Source organism: Flavobacterium glycogeni (genome assembly GCF_048286775.1).
In the GTDB taxonomy this organism is placed as follows: domain Bacteria; phylum Bacteroidota; class Bacteroidia; order Flavobacteriales; family Flavobacteriaceae; genus Flavobacterium.
This window is the reverse complement of sequence record NZ_JBLVPV010000011.1, coordinates 68,076-85,485: the sequence shown is the minus strand read 5'-3', so window position 1 is coordinate 85,485 and position 17,410 is coordinate 68,076. Positions and strand designations below refer to the sequence as shown.

Below are 17,410 nucleotides of genomic sequence, written 5' to 3'. Positions count from 1 at the left end.
TCCTAAAAAAATAATCTGTTATTGATTTAAAAGGCCTCCCTCTTCTTTTTTCTCTTTATTTAATAAATTAGGATCTTCTTTAGCCAGTTTGTTTTTAGTCGGGATTTTGTAATTTATACTAAACCCAAATCGACGCGTATCGTTTTTATTAGCCAATAACAACGGCGTATTATAAGAGCTGAAAACAAATCGATTTGAATTGAGCACATCATCTGCACTTATGGAAACCGATAATTGATCCTTGAAAAACTTTTTAGAAAACGTTAAGTCCAAAGTGTTATTAAAAGGCTTCTCTGCAATAAAATAAAAATAATTCCCCTTAGACATGATATAATTAAAGTTGGCTACAAACTTGATGTCTTTTGGCAACAGAATTTGAGACATCAAATTAAACATCCAAAAACCATTGGTCGTAATTTCCGGTATTTGATGAAACTGATAGGCAGTATACACATACAAAAAGTTCATCTTATCCGGATTAACATTCATCTTCATGGTTTCTTTGAGTCCTTTTGTAAACAACATATACGGAATAGGCATTCCCACATTAAAGTTGTGGATTTTAATTTGCGGGACATTTACACTTGTATTTACAACAACATCATCTGTAAGCAATACTCTGTTGATTACATGATTTTTGGCAGAGCTAACATTATACCCGATGAAAGCGTAATCAAAAGCACTTAATTTTGCTTCGTAATTATCGAAAATGGTAGGTTGCAAATTAGGATTTCCAGCGTAATCCACATTTGGATTTTGATAATTAGTGTTGTTTGGATTTAAAGCGGAAGTACTTGGCAAACTGATTTTCTTGTTGTAATTGACATTAAAATGAACGGAATTACTGAAATTATATTGGGCACTCGCATTTGGAAAAAAGCGAAACTGTTTGAATGGAATTAAATTGGCTGTGTTGGTTTTACCGGTAATATTATAGTCCTCGGCTCTACCGCCAATAATAAAATTGAACTTATCAAATTTAGATTGTAATTCTCCATAGGCTGCTGCCGTTTTTCGTTGATAATCCAGATTGACAATTTCCTTATTTTGGGTTTCAAAAAGAAGCGTTTCATACAAACCTCCAAAACTTATTTTTCCTTCATCTGAAAATGCAATGGGTTGGGAATAATCAAATTTAGCGTTATAAAATCGTTGTGTTGAAGCATTATCTAATATTGCAACATTATCAGTTCTTGAATTGAGTGTGAAATCATTTTGATTGCTGTTATAATTCAGTCTAAAATCCATTTTTTTAGCTTTATTCTCGAACTTCTTTTGGAAAGTAACGACAAAATCCTGACGCAAAGCATCCGTAAAGGAATCATCATTGGTACTAAATCCGGGACCATTTCCTAATGTATTACTATTATTGTTGCTGTAATTTACATCGTAATTAAATAATAATCGGTCGTTGCCAATATCAAAAGTCAGTGCTGATTTCACGAAATTAGTTCGCCCGATACGATCGGCATTGGTAGCAGAAAGTAAAGAGGTTGCATTGTTTTCTTTTTTGGTCAATGAAGTCCACACCGCAGTTTCTCTGTAATTCTGTCCAACATTCAATTGCCATCCAAAATATTTATTCTTAGCACTCAATAACAAACTATTATTGATTCTCCATCGCAAATGGTCGTAACTTGTAAAATTAGTACTGTTCGTATATGTCGCGCTTAAATAATTCTTGGCATTTTTATTGGTGATGATGTTCATAATCGCGCCACCCGAAGTAGCAGGAAACTCAGCACCTGGTTGTGTTATGATTTCAATTTTTTCAATAGCATTTGCAGGCATTCCTTCCAAAAAAGAATTTAACTCGTTAGAGGTAATATTGAGCGGTCTTCCATCCATAAAAACATCTAACTGCTTGCCTTGATACAACATCCCAGCAACATCAGAAGCGATAAGTCCGGGTAGTTTTTTAATCCCTTCTAGTACAGATCCGGAATTCAAACTGGGCTGGTCAGAAAAATCAAATATGGTTCTATCGGCTTTTTGTTCTATTGCTTTTTTAGTTTTTACAATCGCAACTTCATTCAATTCCACTGCTTTATTGGGTGCTTCTTGAGCCGTGATTGTAAATACCGCCCCTAAAAACAGCATACTCAGTAAATATTTTTTTTTCATTGTTTCCATTTGTGTTATCCATTTAGTCTTGCCATGAAACAAAACGTTACTGGAAATGAAAAATAATTTAGAGAACAGCTCTATTTCATATATCTAAAAGACCTATTTCTATTCAGAATCAACGACCTTTGAAACTCGTTAATTGGGAATCAAAAACCTGAATTTACGGTTGACACTGATTCGCTATATGCAAATGGCAAATATTTTGAGTCTGTTTTTTTTTCCGTTTTGCATGCTTTTATTGTTCTTGGAACAGCAAACGGATGGGATTTATCTTTTTGGGCTTAGCTTACTTAATTCACTGATTTTATTAAGATTATCATTTTTAAAAATTAGTATTTCTGTAAATACATTGCGATTGCATTTGAGTGATTTAATCGATAAAGAAGTGAAATAAAATTCCCATTCTTGATATATTCTCAACTCTTCAAAATCCCAAAACCTAAAAATCTATTTATAAAATTAACTTTCAACTGAGCAACCCTTTTAGATTTATCTATAATCGCCTCATTGCGAAGCGTAATCAAAACAGAATTAATGTCTCAAATATTAACTCCTAATTTATAACTCATAACTAAGAACTAAACCCTACCTTTGCCCGCTTTTTAAAATTGAAAAAAATGATAAAGAATAGTGTATTAAAAGGAGTTTTCTTAGTAGGTATTGGCGCAACTAGCTATGGAATGCTGGCTACTTTTGTAAAAATAGCCTACGGCGAAGGGTTCACCACACCCGAAGTTACCATTGCTCAATTTGTTTATGGAATACTGGGAATACTGCTTATTAATACCTTCCAAAAAGCTAAAAAAGGGAATGACGTTGTAAAAGCTTCCAAGAAAAACATTACTCAGTTAATGCTTGCCGGAACTTCCCTGGGAATGACTAGTATCTTTTATTATCTGGCGGTAAAATACATTCCTGTTTCCATTGCTATTGTTTTACTGATGCAAACGGTTTGGATGGGCGTTTTATTCGAAATGATTTTAGAAAAGAAAAGACCTTCCACTCAAAAAATAGTTTCCGTAGTCATTGTATTAATTGGAACCGCACTTGCCACAAATCTTATTCAAAGCAAAGTAGAATTAGACTGGCGCGGTATCGTTTTAGGGCTTTTATCTGCGACTTCCTTCACAACAACTATGTTTACCGCTAATCGTGTGGCAACGCACATTTCCTCGGCACAACGCAGTTTGTTTATGCTTCTTGGTGGTGCAGTTATTGTCACCGGATTTGCAATTGCGACACAAACTACCCCTTTCAATTTTGACATTTTCATGAAATGGGGAATAATACTGGCTCTTTTTGGGACTATAATTCCACCTTTATTGTTCAATGCCGGTTTCCCACTCACAGGAATTGGGTTAGGAAGTATTGTCTCAGCACTGGAACTTCCCGTGTCTGTACTAATGGCGTATTTTCTTTTGAGTGAAAACGTGACTCTAATCCAATGGTTTGGAATTGTATTAATTATTCTGGCGATTGTGATTATGAATGTAAACTTTAAGAAAACTGCCTAGATTTCCATCTAAAGATAAAATCATCCATACAATAGCGTTAATCCTGTTAAAATTTTTATAAATTCGCAACAAACATTCTTGTTATGAATTTACCTTGGCATTTATATATAATGGCTTTTGTTTTCCTATTAGCCGGAATTAATCATTTCAGAAACCCTCGCCTTTATTTAAAAATCATCCCGCCTTATTTCCCGAATCCAAAATTATTAAACTACATCAGTGGTTTAGCTGAAATAATTTTAGGTATCGCACTCTGTATTCCTTTACTTTCAAACTATGCTGCTTGGGGAATTATAGCCTTATTGATTGCCATTTTTCCAACGCATCTCTATATGTATTTTGACGAGAAAGCAAGAATGGGCTTGCCAAAATGGGTTTTACTGCTTCGAATGCCTTTACAATTATTTTTAATGTATTGGGCTTTTCAATACACATTATTCAACAATTAACTTTAAACTAATCTATTATGAAAAAACTATTTGCAGAATTTTTTGGAACGTATTGGTTGGTATTTGGCGGTTGTGGCAGCGCACTTTTTGCTGCTGGAATTCCTGATTTAGGAATTGGGTTTGCAGGAGTTTCACTGGCTTTCGGTTTAACAGTTTTGACCATGGCGTATGCGGTAGGCCATATTTCAGGAGGTCATTTTAATCCCGCTGTTTCTTTCGGATTATGGGCAGGCGGTAGATTCTCTGCCAAAGAATTAGTACCCTACATTATTGCGCAATGTGTTGGCGCCATTGCCGCAGCCGGAACTTTATACACGATTGCTTCCGGGAAAGCAGGTTTTATGATAGACAATACTAAAGCGGGTGCTTTTGCTTCCAATGGATTTGGTACTTTATCTCCGGACGGGTATTCGATGCAAGCGGCTTTTATAGCTGAATTTGTGTTGACTTTATTTTTCGTATTGGTTATCCTTGGCGCAACCGATAAGTTTGCCAACGGAAAATTCGCAGGAATTGCCATCGGTTTTGCCCTGACCTTAATTCACTTAATCAGTATTCCCATCACCAATACTTCCGTAAATCCGGCAAGATCATTGTCACAGGCATTATTTGTAGGTGGCGAGCCTTTATCCCAAGTATGGCTGTTTTGGCTTGCGCCAATTCTGGGAGCCATTGTGGCCGGATTTATATATAAAAATCTGTTACAGGATACTTCAGAAGCATAACCCGAATAATTTATTCTAAAGAGAAAAATGAAGCTTCAACGTTACATTTTTCTCTTTATTTTTGTAAAATGAATTCACTTTTTCAATCGGAACCCATACGTCTTAATTTACTTGATGCGGAAATCATTTATTATCCTGCTTTTTTTGATAAAAAGGAAGCTGATGCTATTTATAATGAATTAGTGAATACTATTCCATGGCAACAGGACGAAATCACAGTATTTGGCAAAAAGCATTTACAACCACGATTGACGGCTTTATTTGGAAATGAAGGAAAACCCTACTCTTATTCGAATATAAAAATGCAACCGCATCCTTGGAATTTGCTTTTGCAAAAGTTAAAAACGAAAATCGAAAATGTCTCCGATGCCAATTTCACAACCGTTTTACTCAACTACTACCGCGACGGAAAAGACAGTAATGGCTGGCATGCTGATAATGAGAAGGAATTAGGAATAAACCCAATAATTGCTTCTGTAAGTTTTGGTGCGGAACGTACGTTTCAACTGAAACATAATCTCTACAAAGACCAGAAAAAAAGTATCGTTTTGGAACACGGCAGTTTATTACTAATGAAAGGAACAACGCAGCATTACTGGAAACACCAAATCCCAAAAACCGCAAAACCCATTGGCCCCAGAATAAATGGTACCTTTCGAGTAATCAAATAATTATTTTCAATAAAAATCATTAAATTTGGAATAAATACTCCAATTATGAATGATATTATTGCTTATTTTTCTACAATTCCATCCTCACACAGAAGCTTAATTCTTGTTGGGGGAATCACTTTTTTTTGGTTGATAGAAAATGCTTTTCCGCTTTTTAACTTCACGTACAAAAAATGGCATCATGCGGGTATTAATATCTTTATGACTTTCACTACTATTGTAATCAATTTTTGTTTGGCGTTTATTTTATTAAAATCAGCCGATTGGACTATTGCTGCTAATTTTGGAATTTTACAGTGGCTGCCTGAAATGCCTTTGTGGCTTTATGCGCTTATCGGATTGCTTTTACTGGATTTAATTGGCGCTTATCTGGTACATTTAGTAGAACACAAAACTAAATTTTTATGGCGTTTCCATTTGATTCATCACACCGATACTTGGATTGACACCACATCAGCAAACAGGCATCATCCCGGAGAAAGTGTCATCAGGTTTACCTTTACAACACTGGGAGTTTTAATCGTAGGAAGTCCCATGTGGATGGTTTTTCTTTACCAAACATTATCCGTTGTGGCGACTCAATTCAATCACGCTAACATTTCATTACCTAAAAAACTAGATACTATTTTGAGTTATTTTATCGTTTCTCCTGATATGCATAAAGTTCACCATCACTATGTTTTACCGTATACTGATAGCAATTATGGAAATATCTTTTCTATTTGGGACCGGCTTTTTGGAACCTTTATGACGCTTCCAAAAGAAGAAATCATCTACGGTATCGACACACACCCGAAACCTGAAGAGCACAATGAATTAAAAAATTTATTAAAAATCCCCTTTCAAAAACAACCATTGAAGGAAAATAGTTAAAAAGTATAAAAAAAATGATCTTTTGAGAAAAAGTAATTATTTTTTTTCTTAATATTGAATGAAATTAGAAATGCCATTTATTAATCATTAACAACTTATTTGAATTAATTTTCACGTGATGAAAAAGAGTAACCGTAAAGAATTGAACTGGGAGCAAACAGAAAAACTTGTTACATTGGCTTTAGAAGAAAAAAATCCTTTTGAAATCATAAAAAAAGAATTTGGTTTAGCAGAAAAAGAAGTTCTGGAGATTATGAAAAAGAAGCTGCCGGCAGAAAAATTTGAAATGTGGAAAAAGAAAGCTACTGCAAATAAACCAAAACCAAAACCCGTTAAAATAGATGATTTTGATGAAGATTTGGATGGAAAATATTACATAAAAAACAAATTAGACTAAAAATAAAACTCCTGTAATTCGGGAGTTTTTGTTTTTATACCCATACACTTTTACAAACTTAATAATGGTAGCTGTAACATCAAACGAGAACGAATTTGTTTTTGATATTCTCGGAAGTCATAAATTTTGGGCTTTCGAAAATAAGATTAGAGTACCGAAAGATAAAATAATCCGAGCCTATCAAAATAATGATGAATTTACCTTTTGGATCGGTTGGAAAATGCCCGGTACCCAATTACCATGGGTTATTACAGCTGGAACTTATATAAAAAAAGGAAAACGCAATTTTTGGGATGTTTGCAATAAAAAAAAAGCAATTATTGTCGACCTCAAAGATTCCTATTACAATAAACTGATCATTGAAGTCGAAAATCCGGAACAAATAATGAACTTATTAAACACAAAATAAAATGAAAAAATCAATACTAATTTTACTTACCGTTTTTACATCGTTAACTATTTACAGTCAAGACATCACTGGACAATGGAATGGAATTTTAAAAGTTCAAGGCACTTCATTAAGAATTGTCATTAATATTTCCAAAACTGAGAATGGTTTTAGTGCTACAATGGACAGTCCTGACCAAGGCGCAAAAGGCATTCCCGTTACTACAACTGCATTTGAGAATTCAAAATTGAAATTAGAAGTTGCCAACGCACGAATTGAATATAATGGAGAGCTAAAAGAAAAAGCTATAATTGGAACTTTTATGCAAAACGGACAATCTTTTCCGATGGATTTATCTAGGGGAAAAATAGAAAAAAAAGTTCATGTAAGACCTCAAGAACCAAGCAAACCCTATTCCTACTATTCAGAAGAAATCAATTTCGAAAACAAAAAAGATAAAATAGTTTTAGCGGGAACGCTAACATTGCCAAAAAAGGAAGGCAATTATCCCGTTGTAATTCTAATAAGCGGAAGTGGCGCACAAAATAGAGATGGGGAATTAATGGGACATAAACCATTTCTCGTAATTTCAGACTATTTAACCAAAAATGGAATAGCGGTGTTAAGATATGATGACAGAGGAGTTGCTCAATCGAAAGGAGATTTCAAAACTGCAACTTCGTTAGATTTTGCATCAGACGTTGAAAGTGCTATTGCTTATTTAAAAACAAGAAAAGAAATTAATAAAAATAAAATAGGCTTGGTGGGACATAGTGAAGGCGGAATTATTGCGCCTATGGTAGCTTCCAAATCGAAAGACGTGAATTGTATTGTTTTGCTGGCTGGGACAGGGATTCCAGGCGACCAATTGTTATTGCTACAACAAGAATTAATTGCAAAAGCTTCGGGTGTATCTGAAACAGAAATACAAAAAAATAAAAAAACAAATTCAAAAGCATTTGAAATAGTTTTAAAATCAAAAGACACTCCAACTTTAAAAACGGATTTGACAAAATACATAAAGGAGACTTTAAATGATAATAAACCAAAAAACATGACAGATGATGAATTTGTTTCTCTTCAAGTGGATCAAATGACAAATCCTTGGATGGAATACTTTATAAAATATAACCCTGCAATAATTTTAGAAAAAGTGAAATGTCCCGTTTTGGCAGTGAATGGAGAAAAAGACTTGCAAGTTCCTCCGAAAGAAAATTTGACCGCAATAAAAAATGCGCTTGAAAAGGGTGGAAATAAAAAAGTAACAATAAAAGAGTTTCCAAACTTGAATCATTTATTTCAAGAATGCAAAACGGGTTCCCCAAATGAATATGCCGAAATCGAACAGACTTTTTCACCGACAGCATTAGACGAAATTACAAAATGGATACTAAACCAAAATAAAAATTCCCGCCAATAATCTCTTTATAAAAGCGTTCAAGTTTGTAACAATTTTATAATCCGGAAGACTAACACTTAAAATAAAATCACACAAAATGAAAAGAATATTTTTTGCACTAGCATTTGCTTCTGTTCTTTGGAGCTGTAAAACTGCCAGTACTTCAACTAATGATTCAAAATTTATTACTGATGCCGTAAAAGTTGCTATTAATTTGAATAATGTAAAGGATGACAAAGTACTTGTCTCAATTACATCCCCAAAAATCAGCATGGATGAAGTGACGTATAGCATTCCTAAAATTGTTCCGGGAACATATTCTGTAGATGATTATGGAAAATATATTGAGGATTTAAAAGCATTTGACTACAAAGGAAATATGCTGCCAGTTACCAAAACTGATGACAATACCTGGAATATTAAAAATGCCAAAACATTGGTAAAAATCACCTATTTGGTAAACGACACATTTGACACTGAAAAAGGTGGCGGTTTTGGCAAAAACGACATTTTTTCGCCAGCGGGAACAAATATAGATGCAGGAAAAAACTTTATGCTGAACATGCACGGTTTTGTAGGCTATTTTCAAGACAAAAAAGACCTTCCCTATACTGTTAGTATTGCACACCCTGAAACACTTTGGGGAGCCACTTCAATGACGGATCAAGATGCAAGCACAACGAATGATGTATTTACAACACCTCGTTATGCTGAATTGGTTGAAAACCCTATCATGTATGCTAAACCGGACTATACTACTTTCACAGTGGATGGCATGGAAATACTGATTGGTGTTTATTCTCCTACTGGAAAAGTGACTGCCGAAAGCATTACTCCTGAGATGAAAACCATGATGATCGCTCAAAAAACCTTTTTAGGAAAAATCAATGCTACAAAAAAATACAGCGTGTTGTTGTACTTATCAAGCATGACACCTACTGATGCCAAAGGATTTGGAGCACTGGAACATCCTACTGCAACAACTGTTGTTTTACCTGAAATGATGCCAAAAGAAGAATTGGTTAAATCAATGAAAGATGTGGTTTCGCATGAATTTTTTCATATTGTAACTCCGCTGACTATTCATTCTAAAGAGATTCATTATTTTGATTACAACACGCCTAAAATGTCAGAGCATTTATGGATGTACGAAGGCGTTACAGAATACTTTGCCAACCTTTTTCAAATTAATCAAGGATTAATCACCGAAGAGGAGTTTTATACGCGTATAGCAGAAAAAATTGAACATGCGAATGCCATGAATGACACGATGCCTTTCACTACGATGAGCGCTAATGTGTTGACAGAACCATACAAAACCCAATACTTGAACGTATATGAAAAAGGAGCACTTATTGGAATGTGTTTGGACATCATTATCAGAGAAAAAAGTAATGGCGAAAGAGGAATTCTTGATTTAATGCAAAAATTATCTAATGAATATGGCGTTTCAAAACCATTTAATGATATTGAACTTTTTGCCAAAATAACTTCATTTACCTATCCTGAAGTAGGAGCTTTTTTAGCTACTTATGTATCTGGAGCAACTCCAATTCCTTACGAGACTTATTTGGCTAAAGTTGGCGTTACTAAATCCATGGAAAAAGTACCCGGTAATGTATTCTTAAAAGGACAATCACCATACATCACGGTGAATCAACAAACAAAAGAGATCATTGTTATCCCTAATATGGAGCTGAACGTTTTTTATACAAATTTAGGACTTAAAGGAGGAGACATTTTGATATCCATAAATGAAAAACCGTACTCATTGGACAATATTTATGACATGATTACGGAGAGCCAAAACTGGAAAGAAAACGACGCTATTTCTGTTAAAATAAAACGTGACGGTAAGGAACAAGTAATCAAAGGAAAGGTAAAATTTCCTTATGAAGAAAAAGGAGGTCTTAAAGCTACTGATGCTTCAAAAACAACTTTGAAAGAAGCTTGGTTAAAAGCATAATTTTAAAAATGATTCAGGAAATCCCAATTTAGAAATAAATTGGGATTTTTTTTGTGAAATTTGAACGCGTTACCAAAATCATTCCAACAATTTTCTTTATTTTGCGCCAAAATATAAACACCAATAAAATCGTCATGATTCAATCCCGAAGTTTCGGGACAAATCATAATAAAGAATGACGATACCATGTTCCAAAAATCAAATTTTAACTTCACATGAAAAAATCTATTATTGCATTCGTTACACTCATCCTATTGTCATCTTGTGACAAGAATGAATCAAAAGCTAATTTACATATTACCGGAAATATTAAAGGACTAAAAAAAGGAACTTTGTATATCCAGCGAATTGTTGATACCACACTGGTAGCCATTGACACAATCAATATCGATGGAAGTTCTACATTCGAAAGTGATCTGGACCTAAAATCACCTGAAATGCTTTATTTGTTCTTAGACAGAGGCGTGAGCAATTCCTTGGACAATAATTTATCCTTCTTTGCTGAGCCAGGAAACATAACTATTGAAACAAGTTTAGATCGTTATTTGTCTGATGCCAAAATTAAAGGGTCAAAAAATCACGAAATATTTGAAGAGTATAAAAAGATTAACACCCGTTTTACAGATGAAAATCTTACTTTGATTGAACAAAAATTTAATGCTGTCAAAAGTCAAAACACACAAAAAGTAGATAGTATAATCGCAAAACAAGATTCAAACATAAAAAGAAAGTATTTGTTTGCCACTAATTTTGCATTAAACAACAGAAAATTCGAAGTGGCGCCTTATATCGCCTTATCAGAAATCTATGATATCAATATCAAATATTTAGATACAATTCAAAAATCAATGTCACCTAAAGTAGCACAATCGCTTTATGGCAAAAAACTGACTGAATATGTTGCCAGCATAAAGAACCAAAAGTAAACAGTTCTAAAGGCTGCGTTCTATTCCATAATTAGAATAAAAAAAATCATCTTGCTGTATAACAAGATGATTTTTTTTTATTTTATAAAGAAGAATAGTAATCCTGAGGCCTGACCGAACAAAACCTCTTCATTACCATATATAAAAGCTGTTTAAGCGTTATTAAAAGCTATTCCGGTAACAATCATCCCTACAAACATTAAAAGATACAGAGAGAAAATTACCAGTGTCATAATTCCAATAAATTTGTAATGAGATTTTAAATATCCTAAAGAAGTAGTCAGTGTTTCGGAATCGTTGTTATTAAACGCTGCTTTGACATTAGATGCAAATTTATTCAAGTAATACACCGGAAAGAAATAAAGTACCGCAATAAGCAAATAAACGACAGCCATCACTATTCCAAAAGAGGAACCCATCATTCCCATTGCTGGATTCATTTTCCCCATAGCTGAGAATAATGTACCGGCAAATAAAGCTGCAAAAACAATAAAACCAATTCCTATGTAACCAAGAATTGATAAAAAATAAGCCCACTTTGCTGTTTCTTTCAAAAAGTCTTTCGCAGACTCATTTAATTTCATTTCAAAATTCTCAATAACTGAATGCTCTTCCATAATTTATTTTTTAGGTTAGATGCCAAATTTAACAAAAAAATTATGACATTCAATTAAAACGGAATTGAATTCTCATTTTTATCAAAAACAAAAAACCACTTAACAAAAGTTAAGTGGTTTTATTAAAGAGCCGGCGGAGGGACTCGAACCCACGACCTGCTGATTACAAATCAGCTGCTCTAGCCAACTGAGCTACGCTGGCGACTCATTACGGGTGCAAATATAAGTCTGAATTTCTATTTTCCAAAACAAATTCAAACTTTTTTCGCTTTTTTTTTGACTACAATTCGTTGATTTTAGCAATCAATTGATTAGCAGTTTGTTCCAATTCAACATTGATTTGTTTGAAGTGTGCTTTTTTATCTTCTACCTTTTTTGCGTTCACTTTAGTGATTAAAGCGTCAAAAGCAGCGATAGCTTCATCAATTAAATCATTAGTTTCTGTTGTTGGTTTTCCTGTTGTAGAAATTTCGAACAAGTAAACTGCTTCAATAATATCTCCTAAAACGTAGTTGATGTCTTTTTTTAAATTCTTAACGTTTGCCATTTTTATTTTTTTAAAATTTGAATTTTAATTTGCGTCTGCAAAAGTACACATAATCTTTCTATTACCGACTATGAAATGTAAATTTCTAAAATTGAAGCTTTTCCATTGAGAATGAATGCATTCATTGCCGCAGGAATCAAAACAGTATCTCCTTTTTTATATTGTAATTTTGAATTGTTATATTCCAGTTCAAATGTTCCTTCTGTACACATATATACCGTAAAGGTTTTTCCAGATTTAGAAACCGAAATTTCTCCGTCTAACGGAATAAAATTCGTCGTAAAATAAGGACAGTCAACAATTTCGTTTGAATCGTTTAAGTTCTTAGTGTACTCTTTTTTCGTTTCTACTTTATTGTAATTAATAGCGTCTAAGGCCAAATCAACATGTAATTCTCTAGTATTTCCATTGGCATCTACTCTATCAAAATCATAGAGACGATAGGTAATATCCGAAGTTTGTTGAATCTCGGCAACCACTAATCCGGCACCAATCGCGTGAACTGTTCCAGTTTCTAAAAAGAAAACATCGCCTGATTTTACTTTTACAGTATCCAGAATAGAAAGTAACGTTTTGTTTTTTAGATTTTCTAAATATTCGCTAGCATTCGATTTTTCTTTGAAACCCACAATAATTCTGGCATCATCATCAGCTTGCATGATGTACCACATTTCGGTTTTACCAAAGGAATTGTGGCGTTTTTTAGCCAACTCATCATTAGGATGCACTTGTATGGACAAATCTTCACGAGCATCCAAATATTTGAAAAGCAACGGAAATTGTTTTCCGAATCTGGCATGAACTTCCGTTCCTACTATTTCATCAGGAAACTCATTAATAATTGCCGTCAATGATTTCCCTTTCCATTCTCCGTTGGCCACAACGCTTACGTCATCTTCAACTGTAGACAACTCCCAACTTTCGCCAGTGATTGTTGACGTAATTGGTTTATTAAGTAGTGTTTTTAGTTTTTCACCGCCCCAAATTCTTTCTTTTAAAATGGGCTCAAATTGTAAGGGGTATATTTTTGGATTCATATTTTTTTATTTACAAATTTTGTCAACTTAACTGATTGACCTACTCTATTAAACTAATTTTTTAATAGCTACGAGCGCTTTAGGAATATGTTTGGTGGCCAGCATGCTGTCAAATATCATTTGAATAACTCCATTTTTATCCGTTACATACGTCACTCTTCCTGGAAGCAATCCAAACAATCCGGAGGGAACTCCAAAAAGTTTTCTAATTTTCTTGTCATTGTCTGACAAAAGAATAAAAGGCAGTTTAAATTGTTTACTGAATTGTTGATGTGAACTGACGCTATCACTACTGATTCCTATTACCTCAGCGCCTAAGGCTGTGAAGTCTTCATATTGATCTCTAAAACTGCATGCCTCAGCGGTGCAGCCTGGCGTATTGTCTTTTGGATAAAAATAAATAACAAGAGGCTTGTGCCCCACCATATTTTGACTGTCAAAATCATTGCCGTTCGCATCTTTCGCTTTGAAATTGGGGATTGTATCGCCTACTTTTAGTCCCATTATTCGCCTTTGTAGGTTACAAAATTTCGTGGTGTTTCGTAAAGAACAACTTCTAATTCAAACTCAGGCTTGATTCTTTTTCTGATTTTATTCCAAATTACCACAACAATATTTTCGGCTGTTGGATTCAAATCCTGAAATTCAGGCACGTCAATATTCAGGTTTTTATGGTCAAACTGACACTCAACATCCTCTTTAATAATATCACTCAGGAATTTCACATCCATTACATAACCCGTTTCCGGATCAATTTCGCCGGTTACGCTTACTGTCAATTCATAGTTATGCCCGTGAAAATTAGGATTGTTACACTTCCCGAAAACAGCATCGTTTTGTTCGAAAGTCCAATCTTTCCTGTATAATCTATGTGCCGCATTAAAATGGGCTTTCCGTGAAATAGTAACTTTCATAATTTCAGATTTTAGTCCCGAAGCTTCGGGATCAGATTTCTCAAAGTTGCGAAATCTGAAATTTTTTTATGTTAATACACTTTTGAACCGCTATTTGCAATCTTATATTTTATGTTCCTCAAGGAAATGATAAAATTCGTCGAAGATAATTTTGAACCAAACGGTATACAACTCCGGATGAACTTCCATATCAATTTTCACATCCTCAATTTTCATCCACTTCCAGTCTTCTACTTCCTCAGTATTTATTTCAGGCGCTTCATCATAATAACCAATCATGACATGATCGAGTTCATGCTCCGTCAAACCATTATCAAAAGGAGCTTTGTATATAAAATGAAAAAGCTCTTTGAGTTCTGTTTTAAAACCCATTTCTTCAAATAACCTTCGGCTTCCTGCTTGAACATTTGTTTCTCCCTCGCGCTGATGACTGCAACAGGTATTGGTCCAAAGCAAAGGGGAATGGTATTTTTGATGTGCCCGTTGCTGCAACATGATTTCATTTTTACTGTTTAAAACAAAAACTGAAAAAGCACGATGCAAAACCGCTTTTTCATGTGCTTCAAGCTTAGGCATCAACCCTATCTGCTCATCATTTTCATTAACTAATATTACGTTTTCTTCTAACATATAAATCTATTACTGGTCAAAAATACAAAAAAGATAATTAGGGACAGGGGCTTTAACGTTCTGTTTCGATTTGTTGAAGCGGAATTATTTCAGGGCTGTCCAAATAAAAGTGACGCCATACTTTCAAAGATTCTTTTGTATTTTTATAACAAATTATAAACAGCACCATGCACACTATAACCATCCGAAAAGCACATCGCAACGATTTAGAAAAACTTCTTGAATTCGAACAGGGAATTATTACTGCCGAACGTCCTTTTGACCCTACTTTAAAAGAAGAAAAAATACATTATTATGATATTGAAAAAATGATTTCAGCACCACATATAGAAGTATTGGTAGCCGAAATTGATTCAGAGCTTGTCGGCTCCGGATATGCGAGAATAGAGACCGCGAAGCCTTATTTGAATCATCTGAACTATGCCTATTTAGGATTCATGTACACCGATGCTAATCATAGAGGAAAAGGAATAAACGCTAAAATTATTGAAGCGCTCAAAGAATGGTGCAACCTGCAGGATGTATTTGAACTTCGACTGGATGTATACAATGACAACTCTTCGGCAATTAAAGCGTATGAGAAAGCAGGGTTCAAAAAACACCTTGTCAACATGCGAATGATTGTATAAATATGACGGTCTGCTTTGTAGATAAACTTTATTTTTTTGCCACAGATTTAAAAGATTTCCACAGAACAAACTACCTCAGGGCAGAGTTCCAGAGGCATTGATGAAATGAAACACAGATTAACCAATTTACACAAACAAAAATCTGTATCCCGAGCCTGAAAGAGCGAACAGGCGAAGCAAATCTGTGGCAGAATTATTGCTGGTATTGCATACGGATAGACCTATTTTATAATAATAAGGTTTTGTTAATTCTAAATCCAAATATACCTTTTACCCGTAAATAACGATAGTTAAAACGTACTTAAATAACTATTACTTTGTAAAGTAGGCGACATTTTTCGATTCAAAAGCGCTTTACATTTGTACTATAAAAAGAAAATCATGAGAACAACAACCCGTTTTTTAAGCGTATTATTTTTGCTTCCATTAATCATGTTCACTGCTTGTGGACAAACGACAAACAAAAAAGACAGTCCAAAAAAATCTATCACAATGGAAAATCTCATCAACAAACCCGGAAATCCGTATTATTCTAATACAGACACGACAAAACTTAATGTTAGTGATGCCGAATGGAAAAAAGTTTTACCGGAAGACGTTTATGAAGTAACCCGTAATGCGGACACGGAGAGACCTTTTACAGGAAAGTATTGGAACACGGATGAAAAAGGAACCTATTATTGTGCAGCCTGTGGCAACAAACTATTTCGTTCTGGCGCCAAATTTTCAAGTAACTGTGGTTGGCCAAGCTTTTTCGAACAAGACAACAAAAACAGTGTTATTTACAAAACCGATAATTCTCTTGGAATGGAAAGAATTGAAGCTCTTTGCGGAAGATGCAACGGACATTTAGGACATCTTTTTGATGATGGCCCTGCACCAACCGGAAAAAGATACTGTATGAATTCTATCGCACTTGACTTTATCCCTGACACTAAATAAGATGAAAAATATATTTTTAATTGCACTATTAACTTCATTGGGAATGTTTGGACAAAACAGCACAACTGATAAAACTAAAAAACAATCCAATTTTGAAACCATTACATTGGCCGGTGGTTGTTACTGGTGTGTTGAGGCCGTTTATGAGAATCTGATTGGAGTAAAATCGGCAGTATCAGGATACGCAGGTGGAAAAATAGCTAATCCTACTTATAAGGATGTTTCTACCGGAAGATCCGGTTATGCCGAAGTGGTTCAGATTACCTATGATAAAAACGTAACAAATCTGGATGAGATTTTCAAAGTTTTTTTTACAGTGCATGACCCAACTACACTTAACCGTCAAGGTGCCGATGTAGGAACGCAGTATCGTTCTGCTATTTTTTATAAAAATGAAGCACAAAAGAAATCAGCACAAACGATTATTAATGCTATGAAAAAAGCTGGGATTTATGACAGTCCAATAGTTACAACATTGGAACCGTTGACTAAATTTTATAAAGCCGAAGACTACCATCAAAATTACTATGCCAACAATAAAAATCAACCTTATTGTCAAATGGTAATTCAACCCAAAATGGAAAAATTCGAAAAGCTTTTTAAAAGCCGATTAAAGAAGAAAAAATAAATTATTAAGCTACCGTCTTGTTACTGTAAAC

Annotated in this window: 21 protein-coding genes and 1 tRNA gene; 14 read left to right on the top strand and 8 right to left on the bottom strand. The window is 34.3% G+C overall.

Going from position 1 to position 17,410, the window contains the following annotated elements; all coding sequences use genetic code 11:
• Positions 1-18 precede the first annotated feature (18 nt).
• Complete coding sequence (locus tag ACNQGX_RS10735; protein WP_417976117.1) at positions 19-2,124, bottom strand: TonB-dependent receptor domain-containing protein; 2,106 nt, start codon at positions 2,122-2,124, stop codon at positions 19-21.
• Between the two features lie 142 nt (positions 2,125-2,266).
• On the opposite strand from ACNQGX_RS10735, the gene ACNQGX_RS10730 reads away from it, so the two are divergent.
• The 11 genes from ACNQGX_RS10730 (at position 2,267) to ACNQGX_RS10680 (ending at position 11,435) form a co-directional block, all read left to right on the top strand.
• A complete protein-coding gene (locus ACNQGX_RS10730; RefSeq protein ID WP_417976115.1) occupies positions 2,267-2,521 on the top strand; it encodes a DUF2721 domain-containing protein in 255 nt (84 codons plus the stop codon).
• 223 nt (positions 2,522-2,744) lie between these two features.
• Positions 2,745-3,641 (top strand): EamA family transporter, encoded by an 897-nt coding sequence (locus ACNQGX_RS10725; protein WP_417976113.1) that lies wholly within the window; start codon positions 2,745-2,747, stop codon positions 3,639-3,641.
• Positions 3,642-3,724: 83 nt separating this feature from the next.
• Positions 3,725-4,090: a DoxX family protein gene (locus ACNQGX_RS10720; RefSeq protein ID WP_417976111.1), complete on the top strand. Its 366-nt coding sequence runs from the start codon at positions 3,725-3,727 to the stop codon at positions 4,088-4,090.
• A 17-nt stretch (positions 4,091-4,107) separates the two neighbouring features.
• The gene (gene aqpZ, locus ACNQGX_RS10715; protein ID WP_131915342.1) at positions 4,108-4,815 is read left to right on the top strand and encodes an aquaporin Z; all 708 of its coding nucleotides are present in this window, start codon (positions 4,108-4,110) and stop codon (positions 4,813-4,815) included.
• 68 nt (positions 4,816-4,883) lie between these two features.
• On the top strand, positions 4,884-5,486 hold the full coding sequence (locus tag ACNQGX_RS10710) for an alpha-ketoglutarate-dependent dioxygenase AlkB family protein (protein ID WP_417976108.1): 603 nt from the start codon (positions 4,884-4,886) through the stop codon (positions 5,484-5,486).
• 45 nt (positions 5,487-5,531) lie between these two features.
• A complete protein-coding gene (locus ACNQGX_RS10705) occupies positions 5,532-6,359 on the top strand; it encodes a sterol desaturase family protein (protein WP_131915344.1) in 828 nt (275 codons plus the stop codon).
• A gap of 118 nt (positions 6,360-6,477) precedes the next feature.
• Complete coding sequence (locus ACNQGX_RS10700; RefSeq protein ID WP_131915345.1) at positions 6,478-6,756, top strand: DUF2805 domain-containing protein; 279 nt, start codon at positions 6,478-6,480, stop codon at positions 6,754-6,756.
• Between the two features lie 64 nt (positions 6,757-6,820).
• Positions 6,821-7,165: a hypothetical protein gene (locus ACNQGX_RS10695; protein ID WP_417976106.1), complete on the top strand. Its 345-nt coding sequence runs from the start codon at positions 6,821-6,823 to the stop codon at positions 7,163-7,165.
• Between the two features lies 1 nt (position 7,166).
• On the top strand, positions 7,167-8,564 hold the full coding sequence (locus ACNQGX_RS10690) for an alpha/beta hydrolase family protein (RefSeq protein ID WP_417976104.1): 1,398 nt from the start codon (positions 7,167-7,169) through the stop codon (positions 8,562-8,564).
• Between the two features lie 76 nt (positions 8,565-8,640).
• Entirely contained in the window at positions 8,641-10,509 is a 1,869-nt protein-coding gene (locus ACNQGX_RS10685; RefSeq protein WP_417976102.1) for a M61 family metallopeptidase, read from the top strand.
• Positions 10,510-10,724: 215 nt separating this feature from the next.
• A complete protein-coding gene (locus ACNQGX_RS10680; RefSeq protein WP_417976100.1) occupies positions 10,725-11,435 on the top strand; it encodes a DUF4369 domain-containing protein in 711 nt (236 codons plus the stop codon).
• A gap of 152 nt (positions 11,436-11,587) precedes the next feature.
• Here ACNQGX_RS10680 and ACNQGX_RS10675 read toward each other — a convergent pair whose 3' ends face one another.
• The 7 genes from ACNQGX_RS10675 to idi form a co-directional block, all read right to left on the bottom strand.
• Entirely contained in the window at positions 11,588-12,052 is a 465-nt protein-coding gene (locus ACNQGX_RS10675) for a hypothetical protein (RefSeq protein ID WP_417976098.1), read from the bottom strand.
• A 128-nt stretch (positions 12,053-12,180) separates the two neighbouring features.
• Positions 12,181-12,254, bottom strand: a tRNA-Thr gene (locus tag ACNQGX_RS10670).
• Between the two features lie 78 nt (positions 12,255-12,332).
• Positions 12,333-12,599 carry a hypothetical protein gene (locus ACNQGX_RS10665; RefSeq protein WP_029286506.1) on the bottom strand — a complete coding sequence of 89 codons (267 nt, stop codon included), beginning with the start codon at positions 12,597-12,599 and terminating at the stop codon, positions 12,333-12,335.
• 68 nt (positions 12,600-12,667) lie between these two features.
• Complete coding sequence (locus ACNQGX_RS10660; protein WP_417976096.1) at positions 12,668-13,636, bottom strand: type I phosphomannose isomerase catalytic subunit; 969 nt, start codon at positions 13,634-13,636, stop codon at positions 12,668-12,670.
• Between the two features lie 48 nt (positions 13,637-13,684).
• Entirely contained in the window at positions 13,685-14,140 is a 456-nt protein-coding gene (locus ACNQGX_RS10655; RefSeq protein WP_417976094.1) for a peroxiredoxin, read from the bottom strand.
• Positions 14,140-14,550, bottom strand: a complete 411-nt coding sequence (locus ACNQGX_RS10650; protein WP_417976092.1) for a 6-pyruvoyl trahydropterin synthase family protein — start codon at positions 14,548-14,550, stop codon at positions 14,140-14,142. The genes ACNQGX_RS10655 and ACNQGX_RS10650 overlap by 1 nt, the downstream gene beginning before the upstream one ends.
• 102 nt (positions 14,551-14,652) lie before the next feature.
• Positions 14,653-15,180, bottom strand: a complete 528-nt coding sequence (idi, locus tag ACNQGX_RS10645) for an isopentenyl-diphosphate Delta-isomerase (RefSeq protein ID WP_417976090.1) — start codon at positions 15,178-15,180, stop codon at positions 14,653-14,655.
• 167 nt (positions 15,181-15,347) lie between these two features.
• On the opposite strand from idi, the gene ACNQGX_RS10640 reads away from it, so the two are divergent.
• The 3 genes from ACNQGX_RS10640 (at position 15,348) to msrA (ending at position 17,379) form a co-directional block, all read left to right on the top strand.
• Positions 15,348-15,809: a GNAT family N-acetyltransferase gene (locus ACNQGX_RS10640; protein ID WP_417976087.1), complete on the top strand. Its 462-nt coding sequence runs from the start codon at positions 15,348-15,350 to the stop codon at positions 15,807-15,809.
• 381 nt (positions 15,810-16,190) lie between these two features.
• The gene (gene msrB / locus ACNQGX_RS10635; RefSeq protein ID WP_417976084.1) at positions 16,191-16,751 is read left to right on the top strand and encodes a peptide-methionine (R)-S-oxide reductase MsrB; all 561 of its coding nucleotides are present in this window, start codon (positions 16,191-16,193) and stop codon (positions 16,749-16,751) included.
• Between the two features lies 1 nt (position 16,752).
• Complete coding sequence (gene msrA / locus ACNQGX_RS10630; RefSeq protein WP_417976082.1) at positions 16,753-17,379, top strand: peptide-methionine (S)-S-oxide reductase MsrA; 627 nt, start codon at positions 16,753-16,755, stop codon at positions 17,377-17,379.
• Positions 17,380-17,410: the final 31 nt, after the last annotated feature.

Coding starts and splice junctions, on each gene's coding strand:
- ACNQGX_RS10735 (WP_417976117.1), bottom strand. CDS start 2,124: ATGAAAAAAAAATATTTACTGAGTATGCTGTTTTTAGGGGCGGTATTT.
- ACNQGX_RS10725 (WP_417976113.1), top strand. CDS start 2,745: ATGATAAAGAATAGTGTATTAAAAGGAGTTTTCTTAGTAGGTATTGGC.
- ACNQGX_RS10720 (WP_417976111.1), top strand. CDS start 3,725: ATGAATTTACCTTGGCATTTATATATAATGGCTTTTGTTTTCCTATTA.
- aqpZ (WP_131915342.1), top strand. CDS start 4,108: ATGAAAAAACTATTTGCAGAATTTTTTGGAACGTATTGGTTGGTATTT.
- ACNQGX_RS10710 (WP_417976108.1), top strand. CDS start 4,884: ATGAATTCACTTTTTCAATCGGAACCCATACGTCTTAATTTACTTGAT.
- ACNQGX_RS10705 (WP_131915344.1), top strand. CDS start 5,532: ATGAATGATATTATTGCTTATTTTTCTACAATTCCATCCTCACACAGA.
- ACNQGX_RS10700 (WP_131915345.1), top strand. CDS start 6,478: ATGAAAAAGAGTAACCGTAAAGAATTGAACTGGGAGCAAACAGAAAAA.
- ACNQGX_RS10695 (WP_417976106.1), top strand. CDS start 6,821: ATGGTAGCTGTAACATCAAACGAGAACGAATTTGTTTTTGATATTCTC.
- ACNQGX_RS10690 (WP_417976104.1), top strand. CDS start 7,167: ATGAAAAAATCAATACTAATTTTACTTACCGTTTTTACATCGTTAACT.
- ACNQGX_RS10685 (WP_417976102.1), top strand. CDS start 8,641: ATGAAAAGAATATTTTTTGCACTAGCATTTGCTTCTGTTCTTTGGAGC.
- ACNQGX_RS10680 (WP_417976100.1), top strand. CDS start 10,725: ATGAAAAAATCTATTATTGCATTCGTTACACTCATCCTATTGTCATCT.
- ACNQGX_RS10675 (WP_417976098.1), bottom strand. CDS start 12,052: ATGGAAGAGCATTCAGTTATTGAGAATTTTGAAATGAAATTAAATGAG.
- ACNQGX_RS10665 (WP_029286506.1), bottom strand. CDS start 12,599: ATGGCAAACGTTAAGAATTTAAAAAAAGACATCAACTACGTTTTAGGA.
- ACNQGX_RS10660 (WP_417976096.1), bottom strand. CDS start 13,636: ATGAATCCAAAAATATACCCCTTACAATTTGAGCCCATTTTAAAAGAA.
- ACNQGX_RS10655 (WP_417976094.1), bottom strand. CDS start 14,140: ATGGGACTAAAAGTAGGCGATACAATCCCCAATTTCAAAGCGAAAGAT.
- ACNQGX_RS10650 (WP_417976092.1), bottom strand. CDS start 14,550: ATGAAAGTTACTATTTCACGGAAAGCCCATTTTAATGCGGCACATAGA.
- idi (WP_417976090.1), bottom strand. CDS start 15,180: ATGTTAGAAGAAAACGTAATATTAGTTAATGAAAATGATGAGCAGATA.
- ACNQGX_RS10640 (WP_417976087.1), top strand. CDS start 15,348: ATGCACACTATAACCATCCGAAAAGCACATCGCAACGATTTAGAAAAA.
- msrB (WP_417976084.1), top strand. CDS start 16,191: ATGAGAACAACAACCCGTTTTTTAAGCGTATTATTTTTGCTTCCATTA.
- msrA (WP_417976082.1), top strand. CDS start 16,753: ATGAAAAATATATTTTTAATTGCACTATTAACTTCATTGGGAATGTTT.